Annotated in this window: 10 protein-coding genes; all 10 read left to right on the top strand. The window is 33.0% G+C overall.

Features of this window, described 5'->3' with window-relative positions:
* Window positions 1–22 precede the first annotated feature (22 nt).
* The 10 genes from rpsU to recO all read left to right on the top strand — a co-directional run bounded on the left by rpsU (window position 23) and on the right by recO (window position 7,439).
* Complete coding sequence (gene rpsU, locus ACF91D_RS25520; protein ID WP_042738558.1) at window positions 23–199, top strand: 30S ribosomal protein S21; 177 nt, start codon at window positions 23–25, stop codon at window positions 197–199.
* 305 nt (window positions 200–504) lie between these two features.
* The gene (locus tag ACF91D_RS25515; RefSeq protein ID WP_042738559.1) at window positions 505–1,215 is read left to right on the top strand and encodes an NfeD family protein; all 711 of its coding nucleotides are present in this window, start codon (window positions 505–507) and stop codon (window positions 1,213–1,215) included.
* A 12-nt stretch (window positions 1,216–1,227) separates the two neighbouring features.
* A complete protein-coding gene (gene floA / locus ACF91D_RS25510; protein WP_042738560.1) occupies window positions 1,228–2,211 on the top strand; it encodes a flotillin-like protein FloA in 984 nt (327 codons plus the stop codon).
* 15 nt (window positions 2,212–2,226) lie between these two features.
* Window positions 2,227–2,883, top strand: coding sequence for a hypothetical protein (locus tag ACF91D_RS25505; protein ID WP_042738561.1), 657 nt, complete (start codon window positions 2,227–2,229; stop codon window positions 2,881–2,883).
* 630 nt (window positions 2,884–3,513) lie between these two features.
* Complete coding sequence (locus ACF91D_RS25500) at window positions 3,514–4,461, top strand: PhoH family protein (RefSeq protein ID WP_042738562.1); 948 nt, start codon at window positions 3,514–3,516, stop codon at window positions 4,459–4,461.
* Window positions 4,462–4,923 (top strand): rRNA maturation RNase YbeY, encoded by a 462-nt coding sequence (gene ybeY / locus ACF91D_RS25495; RefSeq protein ID WP_107527600.1) that lies wholly within the window; start codon window positions 4,462–4,464, stop codon window positions 4,921–4,923. It begins immediately after the preceding gene.
* A gap of 4 nt (window positions 4,924–4,927) precedes the next feature.
* The gene (locus tag ACF91D_RS25490; RefSeq protein WP_107527599.1) at window positions 4,928–5,263 is read left to right on the top strand and encodes a diacylglycerol kinase family protein; all 336 of its coding nucleotides are present in this window, start codon (window positions 4,928–4,930) and stop codon (window positions 5,261–5,263) included.
* A 91-nt stretch (window positions 5,264–5,354) separates the two neighbouring features.
* On the top strand, window positions 5,355–5,759 hold the full coding sequence (gene cdd, locus ACF91D_RS25485; protein ID WP_042738565.1) for a cytidine deaminase: 405 nt from the start codon (window positions 5,355–5,357) through the stop codon (window positions 5,757–5,759).
* Window positions 5,759–6,658 carry a GTPase Era gene (gene era / locus ACF91D_RS25480; protein ID WP_107513131.1) on the top strand — a complete coding sequence of 300 codons (900 nt, stop codon included), beginning with the start codon at window positions 5,759–5,761 and terminating at the stop codon, window positions 6,656–6,658. Before cdd ends, era begins: the two co-directional genes overlap by 1 nt.
* Window positions 6,659–6,680: 22 nt before the next feature.
* Window positions 6,681–7,439 carry a DNA repair protein RecO gene (recO, locus tag ACF91D_RS25475; RefSeq protein WP_042738567.1) on the top strand — a complete coding sequence of 253 codons (759 nt, stop codon included), beginning with the start codon at window positions 6,681–6,683 and terminating at the stop codon, window positions 7,437–7,439.
* Window positions 7,440–7,457 lie beyond the last annotated feature (18 nt).

Raw genomic sequence — 7,457 nt, 5'->3', positions numbered from 1 at the left:
ATTTGGAGGGAGGGAAATACACATGTCTAAAACAGTAGTCAAAAATAACGAATCACTTGAAGATGCTTTACGTCGTTTCAAACGCTCAGTTTCTAAAAGCGGTACGATTCAAGAAGTACGTAAACGTGAATTTTACGAAAAACCAAGCGTAAAACGTAAAAAGAAATCAGAAGCTGCACGTAAACGTAAATTCAAATAATTAATTGTTTCGTTGACTCCCTCAACACCAACATTAATTATAAACAAAGCCTTAGCTGGTAATTCAGCTAAGGCTTTTTAATTTGTAGAAATAAATATGTCATGCAATATAAAACGATTGTTTTAATTTGTAAAAAATGATAGAAATACTAGCAATGTAATCAATTTTCAAAATAAATAGGCAATTTTATAATTCTAATATCACTTAAATATTAGAGAAAATAAAATAAAACTAAATATTATGATACTATCCCTATAATCACATATTAATTTCATGTATAATTAAGAGGAGAGCGAGGTGATAGAGTGTTGTCTTCGAGTAGTTTACATACTAACTTTTTAACAGCTTTTGCTGGAAATGGTAATTGGATGAATCATTTGGCAGATTGGATAGTTAATCCAGTGATTGCACTTATTTTGACGTGTATCATATTTATGGGTTTTCTATATCAACTGTATTCTAAACGGATTAACTTAATAGGTATATTAGCTACTTTAGCTTTACTTATCTTCTTTTTAGGTTTTTTCATAAAAGGAGATGTGAATTTCTATTCCGTTATATTGTTTGGAATTGGCGTACTATTTGTAATCATTGAGTTGTTCGTTGTAGGTGCAATTATAGGTATTATTGGTATAACGCTTATTGTCTTAAGTATTGTCACATTAGGTGATAATTTAATTTTTATGATTGCAAATGTTGTTGTTGCACTTATATTATCAATCATTGAATGGGTGGTACTTGTGAAAATATTCAAACGAAATATTCCATTTTTAGAAAAAGTTGTATTGAAAGATTCTACAAATGCAGAGGCTGGGTACACTTCACACGAAGATCGCTCTTATTTAGTTGGCCAAACTGCGACTACGTCAACTGATTTAAGACCAGCAGGTATTATTACATACAATAATGAACGTATTGATGCAGTTTCTGATGGATCATTTATTTTACGAAATAAGCAGGTCAAGATATTGGAAGTTGAAGGTACGCGTGTTGTTGTAAGAGAAATTGAATCATAAAGGAGAGAAACCATGATCGGATTATTAATTATTGCAGTCATAGTTATAATTGCTTTACTGTTATTATTCTCATTTGTTCCGGTTGGACTATGGATTTCAGCTATAGCCGCAGGAGTTAAAGTAGGGATCGGCACACTTGTCGGTATGAGATTACGAAGAGTATCACCAAGAAAGGTTATTGCACCATTAATTAAGGCGCATAAAGCTGGATTACAATTAACTACGAATCAACTTGAATCACACTATTTAGCTGGTGGTAATGTTGATAGAGTAGTAGATGCAAACATAGCAGCACAAAGAGCAGATATCAATTTACCATTTGAACGTGGTGCGGCAATCGATTTAGCTGGTAGAGATGTGCTTGAAGCAGTACAAATGTCAGTAAATCCAAAGGTAATTGAAACACCATTTATTGCCGGTGTTGCTATGAATGGTATCGAAGTTAAGGCCAAAGCACGTATTACAGTTCGCGCTAACATTGCACGACTTGTCGGTGGTGCTGGTGAAGAAACAATTATTGCCCGTGTTGGTGAAGGTATAGTGTCGACTATTGGTTCTAGTGAACACCATACACAAGTGCTTGAAAATCCTGATAACATTTCTAAAACTGTATTAAGTAAAGGTTTGGATTCTGGTACAGCATTTGAAATCTTATCTATCGATATTGCAGATGTAGATATCAGTAAGAACATTGGTGCAGATTTACAAACAGAACAAGCATTAGCAGATAAAAATATTGCTCAAGCTAAAGCAGAAGAACGTCGTGCCATGGCGGTTGCACAAGAGCAAGAAATGAAAGCTAAAGTACAAGAAATGCGTTCTAAAGTTGTTGAAGCTGAAGCTGAGGTACCACTAGCAATGGCAGAAGCCTTACGTGAAGGTAATTTAGGTGTCAGAGATTACTATAATCTAAAAAATATTGAAGCAGATACTGGCATGAGAAATTCAATTAATAAACGAACAAATCAAGAAGATGACGAATCACCGGATAAATAATTTAGGGGTGGTTAAATGAGTATAGGTATTATCATTTTTGTTATTTCCGTTATTGTTACGATTATTAGTGCTATTAATGACAATAGTCATAAGGAAAGACAAAAGCAACAAAGACCAACCCATGGCCAACCACAAACCAAAAATGGCCAACCGCAAAAGCGTGGTTTCCTTGAAGAAGTTGGAAAGGCCTTTAAAGAAATTGAAAAACAATTGAATGAAGAGCCGACGACAACAGGGCCTAGACCTCAACCTTCAAAACCATCGGAACCAAGTTCGGAAAAAATGGAAACACCACAACCAACAAGACCAACTACAGTATCATCTAATGAACAAAGTGAAACGGAAGCCGAGAAAGAGAAACGTACACAAAATCAAAAAGATGAACAGTTAAGAAAAGAATTAGAACAAACACTAATGGGTGATTTACAAGATGTTAAATCTGAATTAGATCGTGAGAATGAAAAGAAATTGCAGCGAACAGAACGTAAAGCACGCGCTATTATTGCTGATAAAAATTTATCTGAGCGAACAAAACGTTATCGCTTGAAGCAGTTGATTTACTCTCATAAAATGCAAAGTTCTAATGTAAATGGTCAATTTCGATTTGATAACGATGAAGTGGTAAATGGAATTATATGGTCAGAAATATTAGAAAAACCTAAACAATTATAAGTAAGTATAAGCTAGGAAATCAAACTTAAATTATATAGCCCTTAAATGTAGTTCTAGACTTCATTTGAGGGCTTCTTTATCTTTAAATTCAAGGTGAATTAATAAAAAAATCAATAAATAAACTAAAGATAATCAGGCGAGATTTAAGCGAATTATTTATTAATAAATAATGCTTGTAGTGAACATTTTGGTCTACATTAATACGTTTGAATAGATTAGTAAAAAACAACCTAAAGTACATTTGAAATGGATAGCTGGTACTTAACAACAAGTGTTATTGATCTATGTTTACAAGTTGTTAAATTAATTATTGTTAAGTGATACAATGCATTTTATTAATGCTATTTATTAAAGCAAAATAAGTTGTTATATATTTTATGATACCGTTGATACTGTAATATTAAATTAAATTTGTTAATATAACGTAAAGTTTCATACAAAGGTAAGCAATTTAATTCGCTTTGAAATGATATAAAGATAATTCATGATATAATTGAAATGTAATAATTAGGTTGAATAGATAGCTATATTACAATAGTTAAGATGATTTTTTGAAAAATTATTTTTGTATCTTAAAATCTAATAAGATAAAATAAGTGTAAACGACAATGTTTGAAAAGGAGCAACTATATGCCTGGAATTATTCAAATTGATGACATCAATGAAGCACAAGCACTCATTGGTAATAATGATGAACACCTTAAAGCAATTGAGGAAGGATTTGATGTCATTGTACATGCTCGAGGACAAGAAATTGCTGTGAGAGGTACACAAATTGAGCATGTAGAACAAGCTGAATCAGTACTGATTAATTTATTGAAAGTCATACAACAAGGTGTTTCAATTTCTTTAAAAGATGTCGAAGCAGCAATTAAAATGGCTAAAAAGGGTACGATTCAATACTTACTTGATTTATATGATGATGAAATTACTAAAGATGCATTCGGCAAGACAATTAGAGCCAAAACGATGGGGCAACGTCTATATGTTAATGCAATGCATCATAATGATTTAGTATTCGGTGTAGGACCAGCCGGAACAGGTAAAACATTTTTAGCAGTAGTTTATGCTGCTAAACAGTTAAGAAAAGGTAATGTGAAACGTATTGTTTTAACTAGACCTGCAGTTGAAGCAGGTGAATCTCTAGGTTTCTTACCAGGAGATTTAAAGGAGAAAGTCGATCCATACTTAAGACCATTATACGATGGCTTGAATACAGTACTTGGTAGAGAACAAACTGCAAGATTTATTGATAGAGGAATAATTGAAATTGCACCATTAGCATATATGCGAGGTCGTACATTGGATGATGCTTTCGTTATTTTAGATGAAGCACAAAACACGACACACGCACAGATGAAAATGTTTTTAACACGATTAGGATTCGGTTCGAAGATGGTAGTTACGGGAGATCATACACAAATCGATTTACCAAAAGGTGTTAAAAGTGGCTTGAAAGAAGCGATTAATAAGTTAAAAGATGTTAAAGGTTTAAGTATTCATCATTTAGATCAAAGTGATGTTGTACGTCACCCACTTGTCAGTAAAATTATTGATAAATACGAAGGAGATGAATAAATGTTTACGATTGATTTTAATGATCATACAGACTTAGTTAAAGATGAATGGTATGAGCAAATTGATAAATTGCTTACATTTGCAAAAGACCAGGAACAAATTGAAGGTGAAGCTGAATTATCAGTTACATTTGTAGATAAAGATGAAATACAAGAAATTAATAAAACATATCGAGATAAAGATAAAGTTACAGATGTAATTTCATTTGCTTTAGAAGAAGATGAACCAGAAATAACGGGTCTTGATATGCCACGTGTATTAGGAGATATTATTATCTGTACTGATGTTGCAAATGAACAAGCGGAAAGCTATGGCCACTCATTCGAAAGAGAACTAGGCTTTTTAGCATTACATGGATTCTTACATTTATTAGGATATGATCATATGAATGAAACAGATGAGCAAGAGATGTTCGGAAGACAAGATCAAATACTTAATGCCTATGGATTAACAAGAGATTAATTGTATGAAAAGGTTTAAATACGCTTTTCAAGGTATGATGATACTATTCAAAAAAGATTCCAAGTTCTTTATGCATGTGTTAGTGGGTATTGTCACAATTATTTGTGGATGGTTCTTTCAGATATCTACACTAGATTGGCTGATGATTGTTATTGCAATTGGACTGGTACTTGCTTTTGAAGCAATCAATACAGCAGTTGAATATGTTGTAGATTTAGTAACTACTGAATATGATCCGTTAGCTAAACATGCAAAGGATGTCGCTGCATTTAGTGTGATGTTAGCATCCATTGTAGCATTAGTAATAGGTTTAGTTGTTTTTCTACCTTATTTGTTCTGAAAGTAGTGCAATTCTATAAAAATTGTTTATACTTAGAGAGCATACGTTTTATCTATCAAAACAATTGTAGTTGAATAGGGGAGAACATAAAATGGCATATCAACCACATTATTTTACAGAAGTTAGAGAAGCACAATCGAGAGCTTATGTACCATATAGTAAGTTTAAGGTAGGCGCATTTTTAAAAACCAAAGACGGACAGTCTTTTTACGGAGCCAATGTAGAAAATGCAGCGTATCCTATGACCATTTGTGCAGAAAGATCAAGTTTAGTATCAGCAATTTCACAAGGATATCGACCTGGTGATTTCGAGTCGATAACAATTACAGTAGATGCAGATGAACCATCCTCGCCATGTGGTGCTTGTCGACAAGTGTTGAAAGAACTATGTGATGATGACATGCCAGTGTATATGACGAATCAAACTGGTAAAGTGATAGAATCAACTGTGGAACAATTATTACCCTTAGGGTTTTCTGGAAAGGATTTAAATTAATGGCAGAACATAAATCAGGTTTTATATCAATAATTGGGAGACCAAATGTAGGCAAATCTACCTTTGTAAACCGTGTAATCGGACACAAAATTGCAATTATGTCTGACAAAGCACAAACGACAAGAAATAAAATTCAAGGTGTTATGACTCAAGATGATGCGCAAATCATCTTCTTAGATACGCCAGGGATTCATAAACCAAAGCATAAATTAGGGGATTATATGATGAGTGTAGCCAAAAACACACTATCTGAAATTGATGCAATTATGTTTATGGTTAACGTTAATGAGGATATTGGTCGCGGTGATGAGTATATCATGGATATGCTTAAATCTATCAAAACGCCAGTGTTTTTAGTGTTAAATAAGATTGATTTAGTACATCCAGATCAATTAATGCCAAGAATTGAACAATATAAACAATATATGGATTTTACTGAAATTGTCCCGATTTCAGCTTTAGAAGGTCTAAATGTTGATCACTTCTTAGACGTATTGAAGTCTTATTTGCCAGCTGGACCAAAATATTATCCAGATGATCAAATTTCGGATCATCCTGAACAATTCGTAGTCGGCGAATTAATTCGTGAGAAGATTTTACATTTAACTAGTGAAGAAATTCCTCATGCAATCGGGGTGAACGTTGATCGAATGATAAAAGAAGATGAGGATCGAGTTAGAATAGAAGCGACTATTTATGTGGAACGTGATTCTCAAAAAGGTATTGTAATTGGTAAAGGCGGTAAGAAATTAAAAGAAGTAGGTAAACGTGCGCGTCAAGATATTGAAAGATTACTCGGATCTAAAGTTTATTTAGAATTATGGGTTAAGGTCCAAAAAGATTGGCGCAATAAGGTGAACTTTATACGACAAATGGGCTACCTAGAAGATCAAGATTAAATTTGAGAGTCGGTGAGCTGCGATGTTACTCAAACAAAAAGGCATAATAATAAAGGCAGTGGATTATGGCGAATCCGATAAAATTATAACCATTTTAAATGAGCACGGTGCCAAGGTTCCATTGATGGTTAGAAAAGCAAAAAAGAGTAGAAGTGGACTACAAGCTAATACACAATTATTTGTGTACGGCTTGTTTATTTATTCTAAATGGAAAGGTATGGGTACATTAAGTACGGTTGACGTTATAGAACAAAACTATCATTTGAGGTTAGATATTTATGAAAGTAGCTTTGCTAGTTTATGTACCGAAGTCATCGATCGTTCCTTTGAATATGAAGAAGTTTCACAATATAGTTATGATTTGTTGCACTTTGTTTTAGAAAAGATTAAAGCAGGTGTATCTGCGCAATTAATGTCAGTTATTGTGTTATTAAAATACATGAGAAAGTTTGGATTTAATGCGATTTTTGATCGATGTGTAGTAACGAATGACCCAGACCAATCTAAATTAGTAGCATATAGTTTCAAATTTGATGGCGCGATATCAAATACTGTTATTGATCGTGATCCTCATGCTTTACAGGTATCTAATAAAACATTGTATTTATTGGATATTTTACAGAAATTACCATTTAAACAAATGAGTTCGTTAAGTATTCATGCTGAGGTAGTTGATGAAATGTCGACACTTGTCATACTACTGTATAAAGAATATGCAGGCATGTATTTTAAAAGTCAAAAATTAATCAACCAATTACATAGATTAGATCATCTATCATAATATACGTGTGTTAATTAC

It is taken from the genome of Staphylococcus sp. 231237_7MaSpsaltlick (assembly GCF_043107035.1).
Note: the sequence above shows the minus strand (reverse complement) of the source record. Positions and strands in the feature narration are given on the sequence as shown.